17 protein-coding genes are annotated in these 21866 nt (G+C 54.2%); 2 read left to right on the top strand and 15 right to left on the bottom strand.

Annotated features, from left to right (window positions below; translation table 11 throughout):
• Positions 1 to 92: 92 nt before the first annotated feature.
• From ACNKU7_RS07790 to pgi, 13 genes are all read right to left on the bottom strand, one after another.
• Positions 93 to 968: a polysaccharide pyruvyl transferase family protein gene (locus ACNKU7_RS07790; RefSeq protein ID WP_418296401.1), complete on the bottom strand. Its 876-nt coding sequence runs from the start codon at positions 966 to 968 to the stop codon at positions 93 to 95.
• Between the two features lie 65 nt (positions 969 to 1033).
• A complete protein-coding gene (locus ACNKU7_RS07795) occupies positions 1034 to 2059 on the bottom strand; it encodes a sulfite exporter TauE/SafE family protein (protein ID WP_418296402.1) in 1026 nt (341 codons plus the stop codon).
• A 72-nt stretch (positions 2060 to 2131) separates the two neighbouring features.
• Positions 2132 to 2848: a SapC family protein gene (locus tag ACNKU7_RS07800; protein ID WP_418296403.1), complete on the bottom strand. Its 717-nt coding sequence runs from the start codon at positions 2846 to 2848 to the stop codon at positions 2132 to 2134.
• A gap of 177 nt (positions 2849 to 3025) precedes the next feature.
• Positions 3026 to 3706: a DUF6445 family protein gene (locus ACNKU7_RS07805; RefSeq protein ID WP_418296404.1), complete on the bottom strand. Its 681-nt coding sequence runs from the start codon at positions 3704 to 3706 to the stop codon at positions 3026 to 3028.
• Between the two features lie 98 nt (positions 3707 to 3804).
• Positions 3805 to 5331 (bottom strand): tryptophan halogenase family protein, encoded by a 1527-nt coding sequence (locus ACNKU7_RS07810; RefSeq protein WP_418296405.1) that lies wholly within the window; start codon positions 5329 to 5331, stop codon positions 3805 to 3807.
• A gap of 62 nt (positions 5332 to 5393) precedes the next feature.
• Entirely contained in the window at positions 5394 to 8054 is a 2661-nt protein-coding gene (locus ACNKU7_RS07815) for a TonB-dependent receptor (protein WP_418296406.1), read from the bottom strand.
• Between the two features lie 450 nt (positions 8055 to 8504).
• Positions 8505 to 9941 (bottom strand): pyruvate kinase, encoded by a 1437-nt coding sequence (gene pyk, locus ACNKU7_RS07820; protein ID WP_418296407.1) that lies wholly within the window; start codon positions 9939 to 9941, stop codon positions 8505 to 8507.
• A gap of 125 nt (positions 9942 to 10066) precedes the next feature.
• Positions 10067 to 11104, bottom strand: a complete 1038-nt coding sequence (gene gap / locus ACNKU7_RS07825; RefSeq protein WP_418296408.1) for a type I glyceraldehyde-3-phosphate dehydrogenase — start codon at positions 11102 to 11104, stop codon at positions 10067 to 10069.
• Positions 11105 to 11226: 122 nt separating this feature from the next.
• Positions 11227 to 11859: a bifunctional 4-hydroxy-2-oxoglutarate aldolase/2-dehydro-3-deoxy-phosphogluconate aldolase gene (locus ACNKU7_RS07830; protein WP_418296409.1), complete on the bottom strand. Its 633-nt coding sequence runs from the start codon at positions 11857 to 11859 to the stop codon at positions 11227 to 11229.
• A 29-nt stretch (positions 11860 to 11888) separates the two neighbouring features.
• Entirely contained in the window at positions 11889 to 12599 is a 711-nt protein-coding gene (gene pgl, locus ACNKU7_RS07835; protein ID WP_418296410.1) for a 6-phosphogluconolactonase, read from the bottom strand.
• Between the two features lie 39 nt (positions 12600 to 12638).
• Positions 12639 to 14096, bottom strand: a complete 1458-nt coding sequence (zwf, locus tag ACNKU7_RS07840; protein ID WP_418296411.1) for a glucose-6-phosphate dehydrogenase — start codon at positions 14094 to 14096, stop codon at positions 12639 to 12641.
• Between the two features lie 53 nt (positions 14097 to 14149).
• Positions 14150 to 15982: a phosphogluconate dehydratase gene (gene edd, locus ACNKU7_RS07845; protein ID WP_418296412.1), complete on the bottom strand. Its 1833-nt coding sequence runs from the start codon at positions 15980 to 15982 to the stop codon at positions 14150 to 14152.
• Between the two features lie 70 nt (positions 15983 to 16052).
• Positions 16053 to 17738, bottom strand: coding sequence for a glucose-6-phosphate isomerase (gene pgi, locus ACNKU7_RS07850; RefSeq protein ID WP_418296413.1), 1686 nt, complete (start codon positions 17736 to 17738; stop codon positions 16053 to 16055).
• Positions 17739 to 17962: 224 nt separating this feature from the next.
• Between pgi and ACNKU7_RS07855 the strand changes: the two genes are divergently transcribed.
• Together ACNKU7_RS07855 and ACNKU7_RS07860 are read left to right on the top strand one after the other, a co-directional pair.
• Positions 17963 to 18100: a hypothetical protein gene (locus ACNKU7_RS07855; RefSeq protein ID WP_418296414.1), complete on the top strand. Its 138-nt coding sequence runs from the start codon at positions 17963 to 17965 to the stop codon at positions 18098 to 18100.
• On the top strand, positions 18081 to 19130 hold the full coding sequence (locus tag ACNKU7_RS07860; RefSeq protein WP_418296415.1) for a LacI family DNA-binding transcriptional regulator: 1050 nt from the start codon (positions 18081 to 18083) through the stop codon (positions 19128 to 19130). The genes ACNKU7_RS07855 and ACNKU7_RS07860 overlap by 20 nt, the downstream gene beginning before the upstream one ends.
• A gap of 165 nt (positions 19131 to 19295) precedes the next feature.
• On the opposite strand, the gene ACNKU7_RS07865 is transcribed toward ACNKU7_RS07860, so the two are convergent.
• A complete protein-coding gene (locus tag ACNKU7_RS07865) occupies positions 19296 to 20627 on the bottom strand; it encodes a sugar MFS transporter (RefSeq protein ID WP_418296416.1) in 1332 nt (443 codons plus the stop codon).
• Between the two features lie 91 nt (positions 20628 to 20718).
• The gene (gene nagA, locus ACNKU7_RS07870) at positions 20719 to 21855 is read right to left on the bottom strand and encodes an N-acetylglucosamine-6-phosphate deacetylase (RefSeq protein WP_418296417.1); all 1137 of its coding nucleotides are present in this window, start codon (positions 21853 to 21855) and stop codon (positions 20719 to 20721) included.
• Positions 21856 to 21866 lie beyond the last annotated feature (11 nt).

A 21866-nucleotide genomic window follows, 5' to 3' on the forward strand; every position in this document is an offset into this window, starting at 1 on the left:
CCAGCATCCCCCGCATTACTCCCCCATGTAGAACGTCAGCAGCCTTGGTATCGAGCCACCCAAGAATCCATACCCCGGCCACCAAGAAATAACTACCAACTCTGAACCGAGTTGAGGCGACGCAGGAAATCCTCATTCTTAACCGGGTAAGGGAACGCATTCACGAGTGGCCGAAGGTCGAGCCTGGGCGCCTCGTACGCCGCCACAGCGCGTTGCAGCGCACCTTTATCCAGAAGTTGGGAGGAATCGAAGAACTCGGGAGAGCGCCGAGTCGACAGGTAGTAGTCTTCGAACTTGAAAGGCGTACCGTGTAACCATTTATTGTGGCGCAATGGCAGATTGGGAACACCGTAAGCATCAGCAAGGATCACACCGTGTAATGAGCTGGAGACAATCAGCTCGCTCGCGCAGATCTTCTCAATAAACTCACGCCAGTGCAGGCGCGGACTAATCAGAGCGTAAGAGCTTCCCTCGAGTTTCACCTCCAAGTCCTGGAGGTGCGATCCATGTGGAATTACGCCAACTCGATATCTCTTTTCAACATTTGGCTGGAACAGGTAGGGCATCAGCAGGCCAGGATCACCATAGACTTCAGGGCAATCAAGGCCATGCTCAAGCAGCGCAGCCCGTGTATTAGGGCCCCGCACAGCCACAATGCGTGCATTTTTTGCTTTTAGCACATAGGGGGCGTGATCCGGGCGCATCAGCCCCGTACCCCAGGCAACATCCTCGTCCCGGATACCCGCCAGCACCGAGCCGATGGCGATCATCTTTTTACTGCTGAAGGGATGGGAGTAGTTGACTTTGCGTCCCGACATACCGGAAACGACATAAGGGCTAATCTGGTCGCCAATATTGTAAACGGGCTGGTATAGCTTTCGATAACGAAAAAGGTTGGCCAGTGTCTTCAGTGGATCACGACGGCTGTAAAAACCATCGTAAAAGTGCAGCCTGATACTGTCGGACATCATCAACTCCTTGACTTTGTAAATTCCATTTTCATGTTGGCACTAGTTATAACATCGCCCCCCCTCTAACTCAATTGAGACGCCCCCTCAACACGCCGAGGGCAGCACGAGCGCATCCTTTCCCGCCTCAATCCGGAAAACCGCAACTCCTCGAACCCCCAAAGACAAACGAACACAGCAAGTAACGCCATAGCGACCCCTGCCCCCCCCAGAACTTGCCACTCCGAGACACACGTCCACACAAACTGCACGACACACAACAGGGCTACCACCAGCAGTGTGAGCGTCCGGCCAATCAGGCTCACCACAAACACACCCAGGGGGGCCCCAAGCGCTACAACCGGCGCCGCCGCCAGCCAATTGCCAAATACACCGGGCTGCCAGTCGCCGGACAGGCTTTTTACGATCACCCCAACCACTGAGGAGAACGCCATAATCACCACAGATGTTGGAATCGCCACCTTGAGGTCTACCCGGCTCAGCAATACCAACGCCGCGTACACAACCATATCAATCCCCACCCCGGTCACGGATACCACAGAAAAACCTGCAACCGCACCGAGCAGAAGCCCGACGCGATAATCCAGGGGGCATTCCGGGTCTCCCACGTGATCGTGGGCGGTAATTTCCCGCAGGCGGTACAGGTGCAACACCCCGAAACTGCCCCAGATCACCGCAAACGCCAGCTTAACCCACAGGCCAGGGATGATCGGCGCAAAAAAGAGTATGCCCAGGGGCGTCGCGACCAGACTTCCCAGCAGGGCGCCACGCAGCATGGACCAGGCCAGTACCTGACGGCGACAGAAGATGAAGATACTGGCACTGACCATGCCAATCGACTGAACCGCAAAACTGAAGTCCCGACCAAGACTGGCCGGCATATCAAACAGCAGCACCAGGACCGGGAACCCCACCGTTCCGCCACCCATTGGGGTCGAACCGGCAGCGTAGCTGCCAATGGCCATGGAGAGCGCCATGGGCCAGTGCTCACACACTACACCCCAGAGCCCCTGCCCAAAGACAAAAAGACCCCACAGCACGTAAAAAGCGGCGAGAAATGACAGCCAGGGGATATATCGGATAGGAAACATAGAAGCAAAAAACAACTAGGGCCTCAATTGAGGCCCTAGTATCTCAGAAAGCGAGCTTTTCCGAATCAGTGATTACACACCAGCCTGCATCTTGGCCAGGCGGGAAATCTGATGCATGGAGCCCAGCTGCGCGTAAAGGGGTGGCAGGAAGCCGCGCTTGCGGAAATCAGCAAAGTCTTCTTCGCTCATCTCGCCCAGCTTCTTCTCATCCACCATGTAAATACCGCTCAGGTTGATCTTCTCTGAACCAGCGTTCACCGCGATATTCTGGGTAACCAGCAGGTCTTTTTCTGCCAGGATGGTAATGAAAGCCTTGGTCATCTGGTCACTTTCCAGGTACCCCACCAGGGACTCTTTTTTCGCCTTGAGGTACTCGGACTCTTCACCAGACTCGGAGAACAGGGCATTACCCTCTTCTTCGCCAACCACCGGGCTGTTCTCGATCAGGCCAACCATCAGCTGCTCTTTCTTTTCGCCTACCGGCGCCAGGACGAACGGGTGATTGCGAACTGCCGCAGGGACGAATACGCCTTTCCACTTATCCCCATCCACAAACAGGTTTTCGCCTACTTTCAAGCTCAGCAGTGCAACGGACTGGAATTCACCGGTTTCTGAATTCTTGACAAAAACGATCGGGTATTCTGCACCCAGACGAGCGTATTCATGGGCGGTTACCGGAACCATGTGAGCATTCTTAACGTGCTCAAATGTCCCCAATTCACGTACTTTCAGCTTTCCGTGGACATCACTGCGAAGAGGAACGATTTTTGGGGCTTCTACACTGGCCATACAACACCTTAATAAAATTTGAAGTTATTCTAAAAAACCCGCTTAGTATATTTTTTATACTCGAGAAGGGAAGCAAAAAGTTACACCACGCGGGCCGAAGTTACCAGTACTTCCCGCGACAGTATCCTCTAGATGACTTCACCATCACCGCGTCAAACCACTCCATATCGATACGGCTTATCCGTACGTCACAAACAGATTTGCAGTGAGCCGCCCTTCCAATGGACAAAAATTGATGCTTTTCTCAGTCAAAATATTCGCACTGTGCAACAGGCACCCTCGATATATGACAAGCCGATTAAATTTCGCCGGCACAAAGCCTATTCTGGTAAATAGCTCGTCCGACTCGGAGCAGTACTTTTTGGGCCGACGGTACTTATTGAATTCGACATAGCATTGATCCAGATAGTGTTCGACACGATCCGGGGTTATGCTCTCGTAGCCAGTGCTTTTATGACGATAAAATGCCGTGCCACCATGACTTTCGTCGCAGAGATACAACAAAATCGCGAACAAACCGGGAGCACTGGTATCAAAATGCGGCGCCCGTTGTAGCGGACCCAATTCCTCTTCAGGGACGGTAATCAGGTTCAGTGTCTCCTGGTGAACGGTCAACTTATTCACAGGGGGAATATCATACTGCTCGCGTACCAGCGAATCGATCCGATCCATAATCAGCACGCCATGCCCCTCCGGTGCCGCCGCCCTCACTCCCGGGTACCCTTTACGCTCAGCAGCCATCGGCCAAGGCGCAAAACTCGATTTTTGAGCATGCGCCACCAAGTCCCCAGGATTCTTCAGAAAGTCGTCAATCACCAATATTTTGTGATTTTCCTCACCGACATTAAGTACTTGCATATCAAAACGTAACCGTACGTAGAAATTTGTAACTCTAATTTACCCGCGCACTGGGCACGATAACATGATCTGGAATCTTGGCCCCACTTCCTCGATGGCTAACGAGTCATCTTCAGCTGCTCGTGCAAAGCAGACAACCACCCCCGGTGTGACATCAACTCGACTGACAATTGCGACGAGCGATTCTTTACTTTATCCACAATCTCTCTTGCCCGAACTCGCTCCTGATCCCCGAGCGGCACCCCTTTTGTCGAGAAATCCATTCCATAAAGAACGAAAAGATAATTTTCCACCCCAAAAATATCGAAGGCACTGAAGAAATCCGTTCTTTTCGGGGTGGCAACGGACCACCGAGCTAACCGCTCCTCGAGCACCTCAGACCTGAGCGTATTTTCCGTACAATCTACCCAGAACTGAGAATCCCTGCGATCGGAAATACAGTAGTGCAGCTGAACGAAATCTATCACCCTTTCCCATGTGTATCTAACAGCCTCGTTGTAATAGCCACAAAGCACGGAAATATCTTCGGAATCCCTTGGAAAACTCGCAGCCAGGAGATTGGCAGAAAAATCCGTAACTAAAATAGACGTTGCCTCCAAAGGTTCAACGAACCCCTGAGCCAACCCCAGTGCCACGCAATTTTTCTTCCAGAATTGCCGACGGTACCCGATCTTCATCGGGATCTTTCGCACCTCACTCTCGGATAGCGCACGTCCGACGTAGCGCGAGAATTCTTGCAGTGCCTCAGGCTCAGACATATGACTACTTGAGTAAACAAAACCCAAGCCCCGCCTTGTCGTCAGTGGAATATCCCATATCCAGCCCGCCTTATGCGCGGTAGCCGTGGTATAGGGTTTGATTGCCTCAGATACCTGAGTCGGCTCCTGAAGAACCAGTACGGCGTCAGTCAAAATCTGAGAGGACTTATCCTCAAACTCAACCTTGAGCGCTTCGCCCAATAACGCTCCGCTGAATCCACTACAGTCGATATAAAAATCAAAACTTTCCTCTTCCCCACTTGCGTAAACAAGCGATTCAATCTCCCCATCCTCGCCAAGAGCAACATTACTTACCGTCGCATACTTATGCTTTACGCCAAATCGTTTTTTGGCATTGGAAGAAATAAGTTCAGAGAACTTACCGGCATTGAAATGGTAAGCATAATCTACGGCTCCGATATACGGCGGCGAGGACTTATGTTTTGGACAGCGATTTTCTTCTGACAGGAAATAACTATCTGACAACAGGGAAAAACCAGACTTTTTTTCGGATCTTAGCCAGTAATCAGTTACATCAAATCCTTCGGGGTAAGGCGAACCAAATGGATGGTAGTAAAAATTTTCCTCGCAGGAAGCCCCCCTTGCCATCCAGTTAGAAAACTTTATTCCCGTCTTGAAGGTGGTATCACAAGCCGCCAGCAAATCGACCTCAGAGATGCCAAACTTTCTCAGAGTTTCCTTAATTCTCGGTACCGTGCCTTCCCCTACGCCAATTACCGGCACGTCCTTTGACTCGATAACCGTGATTTCAATATCGGGATCCCGCGCGAGTTCAACCCCCAGATGATTGGCCGCTATCCAGCCCGCAGTACCGCCACCAACAATCGCAATCTTTTTTATTTTCATATCACCAAATTCCAGACAAAAAAAAGCCCAGCTGAAAGCTGGGCTTTTCTTAGCTCAGGTTCTTAGAACTTGTAGCTTGCACCCAACTGGTACACCGCTTCGCCCGCGAAGGACCAGGCAGGGAAACCTTCTTGCAGGGTTACCTTTTGGCCAGTCTCAGAGCTATCGGTATCGGCAACACCGTATTGAATATCGTCTTCTTCAAGCAGGTTTACTGCTTCGAAAGTAATATCCAGATTGTCGGTTGCATACCAGTTCAGACTCAGATCCAGAGAGCCGAAGTCATCATGCATACGGTTACCGTACCAGTAACCACCGTCCCGAATCATATACTCGGAGCGGAAATTGTAGGCCATACGCGCGGAGAAAGTATCATTTTCCCAGTAGCCCAGCAGGTTGTACGCATGTTCAGACGATTCGGTAAAGACCGGCACCTGATCCATGAAGGCTGCCGACGGTGCATCTGCATCAGTATAAGTGTAGTTCGCAGCAACACCGAAACCGTTGTCAAAGGCGTGCTGAACCTGCAGCTCCAGACCTTGAATGTCTGCGCCGCCGGCATTTTCCAGAGTCTCGATGTTCCAGCTATCACCACCATCCGGATCTACAAGACCGATAGGCTGCCCGGGAATATTTCGAGAAGTTACGAAATCATCGATAGACTTAACGAAATAAGTGGCAGACAGCAGGTTTCCTTCACCGTAGTAGTACTCGATGGAAATATCCGCGTTGGTAGATTTCATCGGCGACAATGCCTCACTACCAAGACGAGCAGTCTGGTTCAAAGGATTGGTATCGTCGAAACCGTTGTAAGTAACCAGCATGTCGTCATAGTTCGGGCGGCTAATAGTCTGGGACGCCGAAGCACGGAGCAACAAATCTTCAGACAGCTCGTAAGTGACATTCACACTAGGCAGCACATCGCTGTAATCCGCAGAATGGTCAGTCAGGGAATAGCTATAACCATTGTTACGCGGCAGATCACCGTCTAGCAGGTCAGAACCATCCAGCTCATACTGAGTACGGGTTACGTCAGTAGAGATGTAGCGCAGACCAAAGTTACCGCGAAGCGCGCCAGTCTCAAAGGTGAACATGCCGTAAAGGGCAGTATTCTCTTCGTTCAGGTCAGAGTAACCGGCACGCGCCTCTACCCACTTATCGATGCTTGCATTCGTGGCGGCAATCATCGCATTTAGGTCGGGCTTCGGTGCGGTGAAACCGTCTTGGCCAATTTCATAGCTACCGCCATACAGAGAGCTGGTATCCACTACCGCCGGGTCGTCTACTACTTCACCATTTTCATCGAGAGTAGTTTTGAAAACACCTCGGTACGCGCGACGGTTAACGTCGTGATCAGTCCAGCGTACACCAGTTTTAAACCCGGTCAGAATACCAACATCAAGATCAAACTCGACATCCAACTGAGCATATACTTCTTCATCCTCCGCCGGTCCACTACCTACAGCCCAGCCTTCAGGTGATGCAGTGGCTGCATAGTTATCGAGAGTCAGACTCGGATCCAGAGTTGGATTAATTTGAATTTCTTTTCCGGTGGCATCAATGGAGCCCTGCCACACGGACATTGCGTCACTAAAGTGTGAGAAGTTGGTGGTGTAATCAGTACCACCAGCAGCGTTTGAAGAACCTACATTACCACTTACGCGGAAACCGTCACCTTCGAACTCACCACTAAAATCGAAAGTATCAGAACTCATTGAGGACTTACGGCCCCAAGTCTGATTGAAGGTTTTATTGGCTACAGTGGAGTTTGTCGCAGTGCTGGAAGTACACAGACCAGCAGCATTGTAGGAATGACAAACTACATTACCATCCGGGTTTTCGTCAGTTTGCAAGTTGGCCAGAGAGAACAGATACAAACTATTGTTGGTATTGTTCGCCTCCAGATCCAAAGTCATTGCGTGCAATGCGAAAGACAGCGCGTCAGTCGGCGCATACTGCAGCGTTACATCCAGAGCTTTACGCTCTTGGTCTTGAAGGAAGGTAGTCGGTGCGACATCGCCAGACCAACGGTAGTCAGACTCAGTACCACGACGAACATATTCGCGATCTTCAGCTGCGGCAGAAAGCAACACACCGAAGGTTTCTTCGTCGTTTTTCCAGCTGTATAAACCAGAAACTTCTGGTGCCCACTCATCACTAATGCTACCGACACGCGCCTTGGTGCTGACAAATGCAGTGTTTGCATCCATATCAAGCGGCTTGCGAGTCTTAACGATAACGGTACCGCCGATACCACCTTCGTTCAGGTCAGCCTGGGAAGACTTATATACCTCAATACCGCCGATCAGTTCGGAAGGCAACAAGGAGTAGTTAAAGCTGCGGTCAACAGGGATCTGGTCGAACCAGCCGGTAGACGCCACGTTCTGACCATTCAGCTGGGTCAGAGTCATAGTCGGAGCGGCACCGCGGATGGACACAGAAGCGCCCTGACCAAATGCGCGGCCTACAGTGATACCCGGGATACGGCCCAGAGCTTCACCGACATCAGAATCAGGGAACTTACCCACGTCTTCTGCGGATACTGCGTCGACCAGAGAGGTCGCGTCACGTTTGATATTTACTGCATCTTGCAGGGCTCCGCGAATACCGGTAACGGTAATTTCTTCCAGAGCTGCGTCCTGAGCAACTGCCAGCGGAGCCACCAGGCTACCACCGAGAACAGCCGCGCTGATCGAGAGAGCGAGTTTGTTGCGCTTAAGCATCGATTTCCCCTTCCTTTTTTATAGATATAAAGGTTTGGTTAGAAACTTTTTATTCACCTTGTACCGCCAAATGATAGCGCTGTCACTGATTTGTATGATAGCGCTGTCATTCTCATGACCGACAATACACACAAAAAAAATAAAAAGCTACAGTTCAAAAGGGCAAATAGAAGGGTTATTTGTAACCAAGGGAAACGGATCCTGACATTAGTGACTTTTGTTCACAGCACCAATGGCAGAACTATACGCCATAGAAATGCCAAATTAAGAGATAATCTACTGCAAAATAAGGAAATTACAGATCGGGAGATCAGAAAACTGGTTATAACTACTCAATGTCACCACAAGCTTCGTCTGCGATGGAGAGACTATTAAGCGACAGGATGGTTCAAAGGCAGGATAGAATGAAAGGGAACCACTCCCCTATCAAGAGGAGTGGTGAAGGGGGAGTTATTCGATCTCTTTAATCCGCATGGAGCTGGTACCGCCACCGATATTGAGGCGCTCACCCTGGGTAATCAGAACCCGCTGACCTTTCTGCAGGTCGATACGAGCACCCAGCACTTCGATGATCGCGTCCGTCAGGTGACCGAGCGGTACTGAAGCTGGGTCAAACTCTATAGGCTCAACACCACGCAGTACAACCAGTTGACGCGCGACCTGAGGGTGTCGGGTGAGCGCAAAGATTGGCAGTTGCGAAGTCGCACGGGACATAATCCGCGGAGTACGGCCGGATTCGGTCAATGCCGCAACCGCGCAGAGATTCTCTACGCGCGCTGCCGATTCAATCGCCGCCTGGGCAATTACGGTATCAATCCGCTCGGAGCCGGATTTGGTCAACGCCGGCCGGGTTGTTGTACCAAGGTACTGTTCAGCCCCGACGACCACTTCGGCCATGGACTCCACAGCGGCAACCGGAAAGTCACCCGCCGCCGTTTCCGCAGACAGCATTACCGCATCGGTTCCGTCCAGCACCGCATTAGCCACATCCATGACTTCCGCTCGCGTTGGCGTCGGGCTGGTGATCATGGACTCCATCATCTGGGTGGCCGTGATAACGCCTCGATTCAATGCGTTGGCACGGCCAATCAGTTTTTTCTGCACTCCGACCAGCGCCGCATCGCCAATTTCCACACCCAGGTCGCCACGCGCGACCATGATGACGTCGGAAGCGAGGATAATTTCATCCATCTGCTTGTCATCACCCACCGCCTCGGCGCGCTCGACCTTGGCCACTATCGCCGCATTGCTACCCGCTTCACGCATAGCCTTGCGGGCAATTTCCAGGTCTTCACCACTGCGCGGGAAACTTACTGCGAGGAAATCGACATCCAGTTCAGCGGCGAGCTTGATATCTTCATAATCCTTTTCCGTCAGCGCGGGCGCCGAAAGCCCCCCGCCCAGCAAGTTGATCCCCTTGTTGTTGGACAGCTTGCCGCCCTGAAGCACACGACAGAACAGTTTACTGCTAGTACCGCCGGTTACTTCCAGGCGAATTTTGCCATCGTCCAGCAACAAGATATTGCCCGGCTTGCAGTCTGCGATCAGTGATGGATAGTCCACGCCAACACGCTGCTGATTACCGCCCTCTTTCGGGCAATCTGCGTCCAGGGTGAATTCTGCGTTGTTCTCCAGAAAAATACTGCCTTCTGCAAAACGCGCAATGCGGATCTTCGGACCCTGCAGATCGCCGAGAATCGCAACCAGCTTGTTTTGCGCACTCGCTGCACGACGCACTTCTTGCACGCGCTTGCGATGGTCATCGGCGCTGCCGTGGGAAAAATTAAGGCGAACAACATTGACGCCCGCGCGGATAATCTCGTCAATCACACGTGGCTTGTCCGTGCCCGGACCAAGCGTGGCAACGATTTTGGTATGGCGAATCATAATAGGGAGTACTGATTTATTGAGTGGAAGAGAGAAAGATCTTGTTTTATTCCGCAACCGCGCAGGGCGGCTAAGTGAACGGAGCAGGCATTGCGCCCACTCCGATCAGGAGCAGAGCTTTTTAATCAGGCGGTTTCCGCCAACTCTGCTTGCAGGCTCAGCGCTTCGGCCATCGCCAGGCTGGTATCCAGCATACGGTGGGAGAAGCCCCACTCGTTGTCGTACCACGCCATTACTTTCACCAGGTTGCCATTAACCCGGGTATGGTTGGCATCGAAGTGACTGGACGCAGTCGTGTGGTTGAAATCCACAGACACCAGCGGCTGCTCGCAGAAAGACAGTACGCCCCCTTTAATGGATGCAGAAGCTTCGCGCAGAACCGCATTAATTTCTTCTACGGTTGTTTCACGGCTGGCGATGAACTGGCAATCCACCAGGGAAACATTGTTGACCGGTACACGTACCGCCATGCCGTCCAGCTTGCCCTGCAGCTCCGGTAAAACCAGGCCAACAGCGGCAGCAGCGCCGGTTTTGGTTGGGATCATATTGTCGGCCGCGGCGCGCGCGCGATAGATGTCCTTGTGCACCGCGTCCTGAGTGTTCTGGTCATTGGTGTACGCGTGCACGGTTGTCATGAAGCCGCGCTCGATGCCAACTGCACGGTGCAGCGCCTGAGCGACCGGAGCCAGGCAGTTGGTGGTGCATGACGCATTGGAAACGACCTTGTGCTCAGCCGTGAGCTTGTCGTCATTCACACCGTAGACAACCGTCAGATCCGCATCTTTGGACGGTGCGGAGATCAATACGGCTTTCGCCCCGGCCTTCATATGTGCGGATGCCGCCGCTTTGTCGGTAAACAGGCCAGTACATTCAAGTACCAGATCCACTTCCAGTTCGCCCCAGGGCAGTTCTGCCGGGTTACGCACCTGGCATACCTTTATGGTATCGCCACCAATAACGAGGTTTTCACCTTCTACCGCAACTTCAGTATTGAAGCGACCGTGAACCGTGTCGAAACGGGTCAAGTGCGCATTGGCCTCTACAGGCGCCAGGTCGTTAATGGCAACCAGCTGAATGCGGTCGTTATAACCGGATTCGTAAATAGCACGGGTAACATTGCGGCCGATACGGCCATATCCATTGATAGCAATTCTGAGTTTCATATCGCTACACCCTCTGTGAAATATTTAATTTATTGAATTTTTTCCGATACTGGCGAGCGGATGCACGCCGGTATCTTCAATTCCTATATTCAGCTGGTCGCAGTACGTTCGCCGCGACGATCTCATCCCTGCTTGAGGGCTGAAGCTTCCTTGGCCAAGCGAGTAATCTCGGCCCAATTCTTATCCTCGACCAGTTTTGACGCTGCCATCCAGGATCCGCCCACGCAGACAACATTCGGCAGCGCGAGGTAATTGGCGGCATTGGACGGGCTTACCCCACCGGTCGGGCAGAATTTCACCTGTGGCAAAGGGCCGCCAATTGACTTCAGCATCGGCACACCGCCAGCCGCTTCCGCCGGGAAAAACTTCTGGTAGTGGTAACCGCGTTCCAATAGACGCATCACTTCGGAGGGATTCGCGGCACCCGGCAACAGGGGCACGGTACAGTTGTCCGCCGCATCGAGCAGTGTCTCAGTCGCACCCGGGCTGACCATAAAGGTTGCACCTGCATCTACAGAGCGCTGGATGTCAGCTGCAGTCAGTACGGTTCCCGTACCTACGTGCGCATCCGGCAGGTGTTTGGCGATTTCTTCGACAGCTGCCAGCGCTGCTTCCGTACGCAGCGTGATTTCCAGTACATTCAGGCCACCTTCGACCAGCGCCTGCGCCAGCGGCAACGCATCCTTTACGCTTTCGATGACCAAAACCGGAACTACGCCGGCCTGCTCCAGCACTTGTGCGAGTTGCTTCTGCATATTTATTTTCCTAATTATTCAATTCCCGATCAGGGCGCCCAGTAAACAGTGACCGGCTTCAGGCCCTGCTTGAGAATGCTGCGCACCGGCATTTCCTGCTCGTCGTCCCCCAGCAGCGCCTGGCGGTAGACTTTGAGTTTGTCTTCTCCGGTAATCAGCAATTTGATTTCTTTTGCCTGCAAGATCGCTGCGAGTGTCAGGGTCATGCGCTCTGTATGTACCCCCGTGACTGCGCTTTGCTTCGCGGTGATGGCTTTACAGAGCTTGTCGGACTTCGCGTCCAGCGCTTCATCCAGCCCCTGTGCGTACGGGAAGAACGACGCCGTGTGACCGTCGTTGCCCATTCCCAGAACACAGACATCGTAAGGCTGCGGCAACTCTTGATAAGCGCGCTCGCATTCCGCCTCACCAGCTGCCGGTGTGGCCGCCGCGTTTTTCATACCAAGACAGGGCGCTTCTGCGGCTTCGTTCTGAAGCAGGCTGTTCGCAATAAAGGCCAGGTTGCTGCCAGCCTGATCCTTTTCCACCCAGCGCTCATCAACCAGCGCGACATTAATCTGCTTCCACGGCAACGGGCGCTTTGACAAAGCGCGGTACACCGGTTCCGGGGTACTGCCACCAGAAACCAGGAAAGTGGCTTGTCCATTGGCCTTAATACCAGCCTGAAGTGCAGCCGCACATTCATCAGCCAGCGCCAGGGTTAGCCGCTCTCTATCAGTAAAAAATTTTTCTTCGACCATTTTTCTGAACCGTATATTGGTTGGGACCGCTATGCTCGGTCAGGGATTGAACCAGTGGTGGCCATTTTCAGCGAGCAGCTGATTGGAAGCCTGCGGCCCCCAGGTACCCGCGCGGTACAACTGCGGCTGGTTATTGGTTTCACGCCAGTGGTCGATGATAGGGTCGACCCATGCCCAGGCCGCCGCCACTTCTTCACGGTGAATAAACAGCGCGGAATTGTTGTCTGCGGCATCCAGCATCAGGCGCTTGTAGGCGTCACTTTTGAAGCTGTCGTAGGTATCGGAAAGAGTCAGGTTCAACTCCACCGGCTGCAGCTCCATCGTGAGACTGTCCATTTTCTTTGCCATCAGCACCAACTTGATGCTCTCTTCCGGCTGCAGGCGAATCACCAGGCGATTAGGCAGCACATCGCCCGCTTCTGGCTGATAAACCCGGTGGGATACTTTCTTGTACTGAATGACAATTTCCGCACAGCGCTTTTCCATACGCTTACCGGTGCGCAGATAGAAAGGCACACCAGTCCAGCGCCAGTTATCAATATGCGCGCGGATCGCAACAAACGTCTCGGTAGTACTGTTCGAGGCTTTCAGCTCTTCGAGGTAGCCGGGAACCAGCTCTTTGCCCAATCCTCCCGCCACGTACTGGCCGCGGACAATGTTCTGGTCGACTTTGTTGCCGGTCAGCGGGCGCAGGGCCTCCAGCACCTTGATCTTTTCCGAGCGAATATTGCGCGCAGACATGCTGTTCGGCGATTCCATTGCAATCAGGCATAGCAGCTGCAGCAGATGGTTTTGAACCATATCGCGCAGGGCACCGGTGTCGTCGTAGAAGCCAGCGCGACCTTCCAATCCCACCGTTTCGGAAATACTGATCTGGATATGGTCAATCGATTTGGCATCCCACAGGTGCTCGAACAGTACATTGCTGAAACGCAGTGCCAGCAGGTTCTGAACGGTTTCCTTACCCAGGTAATGATCGATGCGGAAAATGCTTTCTTCCGGGAAATATTCCGCGATCTTGCTATTGATCTCATCGGAGGTCTTGGCGTTATAGCCCAGGGGCTTTTCCACCACGACACGGGAGTTTTCGTGGATCAGTCCCTTAACGGAAAGGTTTTCACAACAGGGGCCGAAAACTGCCGGCGGAATGGCGAGGTAGAACAGTCGCGTGCGCGCAGTGTCATTTCCCAGCAGGTCAACCAAAGCATCCCACTGCTCATCGGGCTTGGAGATATCCAGCGCAACCGCCCGCAGCATCGGGCTGAACTCTTTCCAGCTTTTGTCGTTGTACTCGCCGTCACGCAAGTGTGTTTTCAGCGCTTGCTGTGCCGTTTTGATGTACACATCCGCATCTTCCTGGCGGCGACATACCGGAAAGATCCGCGTTCCCTTGGCGAGACCACCTTCGATGAATGCGCGATACAGCGCGGGGATCAGTTTGCGCAACGACAGATCGCCGCCGCCACCAAACAGTACCATGTCGAATGAATTAGCCATTGTGTCCTGCTCTTAAACAGTAAGCGCGGGCACATGGCCCGCGCTGAATTCACTTAAAAAAGAATGCTTGCACCGGTTTCCGCACCGCTAGCAAGGGCGCGCATATTAGTAAACAGATCCCGCCCCATGCCAATCGCATTTTCGGACAGGTCGCATTCCGCCAGCGGTCGCGCCGCCAGCTCTTCATCACTTACATGAACTTTCAGGATGCCGGCTTCAGAGTCCAGCTCGATAATGTCGCCATCCTGAATCTTCGCAATAGGACCACCCTCAACGGCTTCCGGTGACAGGTGAATAGCCGCCGGCACTTTCCCGGACGCGCCAGACATACGGCCATCGGTAATCAGCGCAACTTTGAAGCCTCTGTCCTGCAGCACTCCGAGAGACGGCGTCAGTTTGTGGAGCTCCGGCATACCATTGGCCTGGGGCCCCTGGAAGCGCACAACAGCAACAAAATCTTTTTCCAGCTCGCCGGCCTTGAATGCCGCCAGCATGTCATCCTGGTTGTTAAACACCACAGCCGGGGCTTTGACTTTGAGCTGCGGCGCTTTCAGCGCGGAAACCTTGATGACGCTGTTGCCCAGGTTGCCGGTAAGGAGCTGCAAACCGCCGTGGCTGGAGAAAGGATCGCTCGCCGGGCGAATAATGTCGGGATTTCCAGACTCCTCCGCCGTCGGGCGCCAGACGACGCCGTCTTTGTCTTCATTCAGGAAGGGGTCGTAGGTGTAAGGCTCAAGGCCCGAATCACCCAGTACAGTGGAGACATCACCGTGCAGCATGCCCGCACCGAGAAGCTCGCGAATCAGGAACTGCATACCGCCTGCCGCGGCAAAATGGTTGATGTCGGCAGTACCATTCGGATAGACATGGCACATCAGAGGTACGATCTTCGACAGATCCGCCATATCCTGCCAGGTGATCAGGATGCCCGCGGCGCGCGCCATCGCCAACAGGTGCATAGTGTGGTTGGTTGAGCCACCAGTTGCGTGCAGCCCGACGATGCCGTTGACGAACGCCTTTTCGGTGAGGATTTTAGCGATCGGGGTGTACTGACTGGGCTCGGTATTGTGTACCAGCTGCTTTACTGCGGCCGCATTCAGCGCTTCGCGCAACTCGGTACCCGGGTTGACAAAGGAGCTGCCAGGCAATTGCAAGCCCATGATTTCAACCAGCATCTGGTTGCTATTGGCAGTACCGTAAAAAGTGCAGGTTCCGGCACTGTGGTAAGACGCGCTTTCCGCCGCCAGCAGTTCCTTGCGCCCCACCTTGCCTTCTGCATAGAGCTGACGCACACGCACTTTTTCAGCATTGGCGAGACCGGTGGGCATCGGGCCCGCCGGCACAAACATGGCTGGCAAATGCCCGAATGACAGCGCCCCGATCACCAGGCCGGGGACGATCTTGTCGCAGATGCCGAGGTACAGGCTGCCATCGAACATATCGTGCGACAGAGAGATTGCGGTCGCCATTGCGATTACGTCACGGGAAAAGAGCGACAGCTCCATACCCGGCTGCCCCTGGGTGACACCGTCACACATTGCGGGCACGCCACCAGCGACCTGAGCGGTAGCGCCGTTGCGCGCCGCTTCGGCCTTAAGCATATCGGGGTATGTGCCGTACGGCTGGTGCGCCGAGAGCATGTCATTGTAGGAAGTGACAATCGCCAGGTTCGGGCCCTGGCCGGAAGCGATCAGGTTTTTGTCGTGATCACTGGAGGCGGCCATGGCATGGGCCAGGTTGCCACAGGACAATTTGTGACGCGCGCGCCCCTTCCCCTGCGCACGCTCAACCTGGGCCAGGTACTTTGCCCGAGTCTCGGCACTGCGCTCGATAATGCGCTCAGTTACTGCCTGTATCCGGCTGTCTACCACGTTACGTTTTGCCATTTCTCAACTCTTTGTTTTGTATCCGCCCAGTAAGCGCGCCAGCAGAGCCTGCGCGCCAGCTCTGGCGCGCTTACGCCTCAGCCTTAGCCGGCTCCGATCCAGCCTTTGCTTCGCCCGCCGTGACCCGGCGGTAAAATTCGATCAGCTGTGCGGTGGATCCGTCTTCACTGCGAAGATCCCCGCTGGCCAGCTTGGGCTCCAATCCTGCGGCGAGTCCCTTACCGAGCTCCACGCCCCACTGATCGAAGGAAAAAATCTGCAGTATCACGCCCTGAACAAATATTTTGTGCTCATAGAGTGCAATCAATGCTCCGAGTGAACGGGGGCTCAGCTCTTTCAAGAGTATTGTGGTACTGGGCTTCCCACCTCTGTGCACTTTGAACGGCGTCAGCCGCTTTATTTCAGCTCCACCCAACCCCTTGGCCGCGAGCTCCCGCCCTACCTCTTCGGCACTGACACCATTCATCAGCGCCTGACTTTGGGCCAGCATATTGGCCATCAGAATTTCGTGATGACCTTTAAGGTCGTGCCCCGGCGCCACACTGCCGATAAAGTCGGCAGGTACTACTTCCGGGCTCTGGTGCAGATATTGATAGAAGGCATGCTGCCCATTAATACCCGTCTGCCCCCAGATCAACGGCCCCGTGGCATAGTCCACCTGGCGCCCATCGCGCGTGGTGGATTTGCCGTTACTCTCCATATCCGCCTGCTGCAAATAGGCGGGGAGCATATGCAACGCCTGCTCATATGGCAGAACCGCGTGCGCCGGATACCCCATAAAAGTGCAATACCAGGTGCTCAGCAGAGCCATAATGACCGGTGCGTTACTTTCCAGCTCCGCCTCGCGGAAGTGCAGATCCATGCCTGCAGCGCCGTCCAGCAACGCACGAAAATTCTCAAACCCACAGGCAATCGCTATCGGCAGGCCGATGGCCGACCAGAGTGAAAAGCGGCCACCAACCCAATCCCAAAAGCGAAACACCCGCTCGGGCAGAACTCCAAACCTCTCTGCTCGATCGGGGCTCGCTGTAACCGCCACAAACTGCTGACTCAGCAATTGAGCGGCATCCAACCCGCTTGCGTCCTGCAACCACGCCAGTGCGCTGCGCGCATTTGTCATGGTTTCGCTGGTGGTAAAAGTTTTCGACGAAACAACAAACATCGTCGATTCGGCATCCAAGCCAACCAGCACATCCTTGAGCTGGGCTCCATCCACGTTGGAAACAAAGTGCACTGCGACATCGCCCTTCCGGTGGGCACGCAGCGCTTCGATGGCCATTTGCGGCCCCAAGTGGGAACCGCCAACGCCGAGATTGACCACATCCGTAATCCGTTTACCGCTGTAGCCGACCAGGTCGCCATTATGTAGTAAAACTACAAACTCTTTCAAGCGCTGCAATTCACCCGCTACGGCATCCTTTACCGAGGTGTTTTCGAACGCTACATCATCCGGCATTCCCCCCCGAAGGGCCGGGTGCAGCACAGGACGCCCTTCAGTAGCGTTAATCGGCGCACCTGCAAACATATCTGCCCGCCAACCCTCAACATCGGTCTCGCGGGCCAGTTGTACCAGGTTCGACAAGATGTCTCGATCGAGCTGATTCTTCGAGAAATCGAGCAGAAAATGCGGTAATTCGAGGGAAAAATGCGCCGCCCTCTGAGGATCTTCTGCAAACAGCTCGCGCAATTGACGCTGCTTCATTGCCTGAGCCTGGGACTGCAAAGCCTGCCAAATTGAAGATTGGGTGATATTCATGTGAAGCCCCTGAGTCGGGCACCAGAGTGCTAATCCCTGGCGCCGGTTATTCTTATCGCGCCTGCCGCCACACGTCGGGGTATGCCGACCAAACTAAATGACAACGCTGTCATATAGGTGCGAGATTCACACAGTTACCCGCAGCTGTCAATCGAGCTTGTAGTTTTTCTCCAAATTGCGCACGAAACTGATAGAGATGAAAAGTTCAGGAAGGCGCGTTCCAGATGGATAAACATCCCGCTTTTGCAGCAAATGGAGTGGAAGCGGCCAGAAACCCATCGTCGGAAAGTGACCAAGCGGGTAAACTGGCAGCCTGGGTTAGACAAGGAATCCGCGCCGAAAATGAAAAGTACAATAAATGACGTCGCCGCGAGAGCCGGCGTATCCATCAAGACCGTCTCCCGCGTAATCAATAATGAACCGTCCGTTCGTCCCGCTACGCGCAAGAAGGTCATGGACGCGGTAAATGAACTGCACTACCAGCCGAATCTGGCCGCACGCAACCTGGCGGGCACCCGCAGCTATACCATTGCCCTGATCTACGACAACCCAAACGCTTACTACATCATCGATATGCAAAACGGCATTCTCGAAACCTGCAAGGCGCGCGGATATGAGCTGCTGATTCATCCCAGCAACTCCAAATCAGATACCGTCAACGACGAGCTTCGCGCACTGGTTGAGCATTCCAAGGTCGCCGGCGTGGTACTTACCCCCCCATTTTCCGAGACCCAATCTGTCATTGATGAAGTCAAAAAGCTGGGATTGGATTACGTCCGTATCGTCTCCAGCGGCGCAGCCGAGGGGGATGAAGACAACTGCATTCAGGTAGATGACAGCGGCGCAGCCTTTGACATCACCAAACACCTTATCGAGCACGGCCACCGCCGCATTGGATTCCTGTGTGGCGGCGAGGAGCACGTGTCGACCCACGGCCGCCTCGAAGGCTACAAGGATGCGCTGCGCCAGGCGGGCATATCCATTGATCCCGGCCTGATCATCCCCGGCGAGTATTCCTTTGATTCCGGCGTGGCCGGGGCAAAAGCGCTTTTGGGACTGGACACGCCGCCCACCGCTATTTTTGCCAGCAACGATGAAATGGCCGCGGGTGCACTCTTCGCAGCACGCCTGATGCACGTAGAGATCCCACAACAGCTCTCTATCGTCGGGTTCGAAGATAGCCCCTTCTCCCGCCAAACCTGGCCGAAACTCACAACCGCTCACCAGCCAAACAGTGAAATTGCGAAATGCGCGGCTGCCCTGGTACTCAACAAGGCACGCAGCAAGAGCAGCTCCGAAAGTGGTGCGGCCAACAAGGATGCCGGCATCATCAAGAAGTTTGTCCCAGAGCTCCTGGTCCGCGACTCCAGCGGCGACGCCCCAGTAAACTAGCCGCAACAAGAACTACCAGTCACTCGAAACGGACTCGCTTTCTGCAGGCAAAAAAAAGCCCTCACAAGGAGGGCAAAGATGACGAGAACCAAAGAGAGAAAATGAAAATCCGTTTTCAACAACTATCCATAAAAACACAAACTGACTGACTGGATGGCAGCTGGATTACTTCCAGCTGCGCATCTTGTGCCCTTTCAGAGCGTAAAACAGGATGAACAGGTAAGCCGGGATCGCAATGATGTAGGCCGCCTGACCGTCGCCGGTATCGGCGAAGTGTCCATACAGCGGCGGTAATACTGCGCCACCAGAGATACCCATGATCAGCAGCGCGGCACCTTTGGAGGTGAATTTACCCAGGCCTTCTAGGGCCAGCGGCCAAATCGCCGGCCAGCACATGGCATTGGCAAACCCGAGCATCGCAACAAAGTAAACCGCATTCGGAATTTCCGGCAGGCCGAATACCGCCAGGGTCGCAGCGGACAGCACGTTGCTTTCCAGTGAACCGGTCATCACCAGGACGGTAAATACAATACCGAGGATGGCGGAGATGAGCAGAGCGGTCTGCTGGCTGATAAAGCGCGGGATGGCGACAGTACCGTAGATGTATCCCAGCACCATGAACGTCATGGTGTATGATGTCAGCTGGGAAGCAACCGAGGTGTCCAGCCCGGCCTGCTTACCCAGCAGGCCGATAGCATCACCCGCAATCACTTCCACACCAACGTAGAAGAACAATGCAATAGAACCCAATACCAACTGCGGGAATTGCTTCAGGCCAAACAGGGTTACCGCTGCATCTTCCTGACCTTCAAGCACTTCGTCTTCGATATCTGGCAGCGGTGCAAACATCATCGCCACAGCCAGCACTACACCCAGAATCGCCATGCCGATGTAAGGGGTTACCAGCTGGCCCGCCAGCTCGTCGAGCTTGGCATCTCTTGCCGCCGTGCCGAGCGCAGCCAGCTCCGCATCAGATACACCGCTGATACCAGACATCACTACCGCCGCGAACACCAGCGGTGCCACGATACCGGCACCTTTGTTCAGCAGACCCATGATGCAGATACGTACGGCCGCAGTATCCGGAGAACCAACCTTTACGACATAGGGGTTAGATGCGGTCTGCAGGATGGTAAGACCAGAGCCGACGACAAATTGCGCCAGCAGAAATATTCCGAACATACGACTATAAGCCGCAGGGATAAAAATCAACGCACCAACGGCGACCAGCGCAAGACCAATAGCCATACCGGTTTTGTAGCCAGTACGCTCGATAATTGCAGCCATGGGCAATGCCATGACGGTATAGGCAATATAAAAGGCGGAAGCAACGAGCATTGCCTCGAAGGCACTCAGCTCACAGATGGTTTGCAGGAACGGGATCAAAGCGCCGTTCAACCAGGTCACAAACCCGAAAATGAAAAACAGTAAACCGATAATTGTCATCGGCAAAACGCTGCTGCGCGTCTCACTCTGACTTATGACTGCGGTATTCATAGTTTCACCTTTTATTATCGTATTGCCAGTTTCTGGCTATCGTGGCGGCCTTAGTTAAAGAGTTAGCACCACTGTTATTAAGCACTGGCCTTCACGGGGCAGCTTTGCCCGCAAAGACTTCCTGCCCTGCTATCCAGGTGTTCTGCACCTGGAGTTCGTCATCGATCAAAATCAGGTCGGCCTGCAGCCCCTCTGCAATTCGGCCACCTTCGGCCCCCAGGAACTGCGCCGGGTACAGCGCTGCCATGCGTAGTGCTTCCCCCAACTCCACCCCACACCAGTCGCGGATATTGCGCACAGCCCCAATCATGTCGAGATGGGAACCGGCCAGCTCACCGGTGGTCGAGGTCAACTTATCCCCCTCGCGAGTAACAACCCGGTCAAACAGCGGGAAGCTCTTCTCTTCACTCCCCACCAGTGACATGGCATCTGTCACCAGCACGACCTTGCCGCGTGGCTTCGCTTTCAGCGCCAGGGTCATCGCTTCAGCGCTGACATGGTGACCATCGGCAATCAGGCCACACCAGCAGTTATCACTAATCAGTGCTGTACCCACCATACCCGGGTCGCGCGAATGCAGCGGCGACATGGCATTGTACAGGTGCGTAAAGCCCGTCGCCCCAGCTGCCACCGCGGCAGCAGCTGTAGCACCATCTGCATTGGAGTGCCCCAGACAGACTTTAACCCCGAGGGATACAAGCTTCTGGATATCCTCTGGCGCTACGTTTTCCGGCGCGAGGGTAACCATTTTCAAACCCAGATCGTCCCGGGCATAGATCGCCAACTCTTCTTCACTGAGTGGACGAATAAACTTTTCTTCGTGTGTGCCTTTTTTCGGCTTGCTCAGATGCGGCCCCTCGAAATGCACCCCAATGACCCCGGGCACACCCTCCTTGATGGCCGCACTTACCGCGTCCGCGGCTTTCTGCATCACTGCAACTTCGTCAGTAATCAACGTCGGCATAAAGCCGGTGGTGCCGTACTGAGCGTGCGCAGCGGACATCCTGCACAGCGCATTGACGGTAGGATCGTTGTTGAACAGTGCCCCGCCGCCGCCATTCACCTGAATATCAATCAGGCCCGGAGCCAGCAGGCCACGCAGACGTATTGCGTCCGCACCGGCATCCTTGCCAAGCGCGACAACCTTGCCGTCTTCGACCGTCAGCGACACATCCCGGTGCAGCTGTTCGCCGTCGAATAACTTCTCTGCAATATACGTCTGAGCCACTTGCCCGCTCC

Source organism: Microbulbifer weihaiensis, assembly GCF_048323715.1.
GTDB lineage: Bacteria > Pseudomonadota > Gammaproteobacteria > Pseudomonadales > Cellvibrionaceae > Microbulbifer.

Excerpts from the sequence above, each read along its gene's own strand:
- ACNKU7_RS07790 (WP_418296401.1), bottom strand. The coding sequence starts at position 968 with ATGTCCGACAGTATCAGGCTGCACTTTTACGATGGTTTTTACAGCCGT.
- ACNKU7_RS07795 (WP_418296402.1), bottom strand. The coding sequence starts at position 2,059 with ATGTTTCCTATCCGATATATCCCCTGGCTGTCATTTCTCGCCGCTTTT.
- ACNKU7_RS07800 (WP_418296403.1), bottom strand. The coding sequence starts at position 2,848 with ATGGCCAGTGTAGAAGCCCCAAAAATCGTTCCTCTTCGCAGTGATGTC.
- ACNKU7_RS07805 (WP_418296404.1), bottom strand. The coding sequence starts at position 3,706 with ATGCAAGTACTTAATGTCGGTGAGGAAAATCACAAAATATTGGTGATT.
- ACNKU7_RS07810 (WP_418296405.1), bottom strand. The coding sequence starts at position 5,331 with ATGAAAATAAAAAAGATTGCGATTGTTGGTGGCGGTACTGCGGGCTGG.
- ACNKU7_RS07815 (WP_418296406.1), bottom strand. The coding sequence starts at position 8,054 with ATGCTTAAGCGCAACAAACTCGCTCTCTCGATCAGCGCGGCTGTTCTC.
- pyk (WP_418296407.1), bottom strand. The coding sequence starts at position 9,941 with ATGATTCGCCATACCAAAATCGTTGCCACGCTTGGTCCGGGCACGGAC.
- gap (WP_418296408.1), bottom strand. The coding sequence starts at position 11,104 with ATGAAACTCAGAATTGCTATCAATGGATATGGCCGTATCGGCCGCAAT.
- ACNKU7_RS07830 (WP_418296409.1), bottom strand. The coding sequence starts at position 11,859 with ATGCAGAAGCAACTCGCACAAGTGCTGGAGCAGGCCGGCGTAGTTCCG.
- pgl (WP_418296410.1), bottom strand. The coding sequence starts at position 12,599 with ATGGTCGAAGAAAAATTTTTTACTGATAGAGAGCGGCTAACCCTGGCG.
- zwf (WP_418296411.1), bottom strand. The coding sequence starts at position 14,096 with ATGGCTAATTCATTCGACATGGTACTGTTTGGTGGCGGCGGCGATCTG.
- edd (WP_418296412.1), bottom strand. The coding sequence starts at position 15,982 with ATGGCAAAACGTAACGTGGTAGACAGCCGGATACAGGCAGTAACTGAG.
- pgi (WP_418296413.1), bottom strand. The coding sequence starts at position 17,738 with ATGAATATCACCCAATCTTCAATTTGGCAGGCTTTGCAGTCCCAGGCT.
- ACNKU7_RS07855 (WP_418296414.1), top strand. The coding sequence starts at position 17,963 with ATGGATAAACATCCCGCTTTTGCAGCAAATGGAGTGGAAGCGGCCAGA.
- ACNKU7_RS07860 (WP_418296415.1), top strand. The coding sequence starts at position 18,081 with ATGAAAAGTACAATAAATGACGTCGCCGCGAGAGCCGGCGTATCCATC.
- ACNKU7_RS07865 (WP_418296416.1), bottom strand. The coding sequence starts at position 20,627 with ATGAATACCGCAGTCATAAGTCAGAGTGAGACGCGCAGCAGCGTTTTG.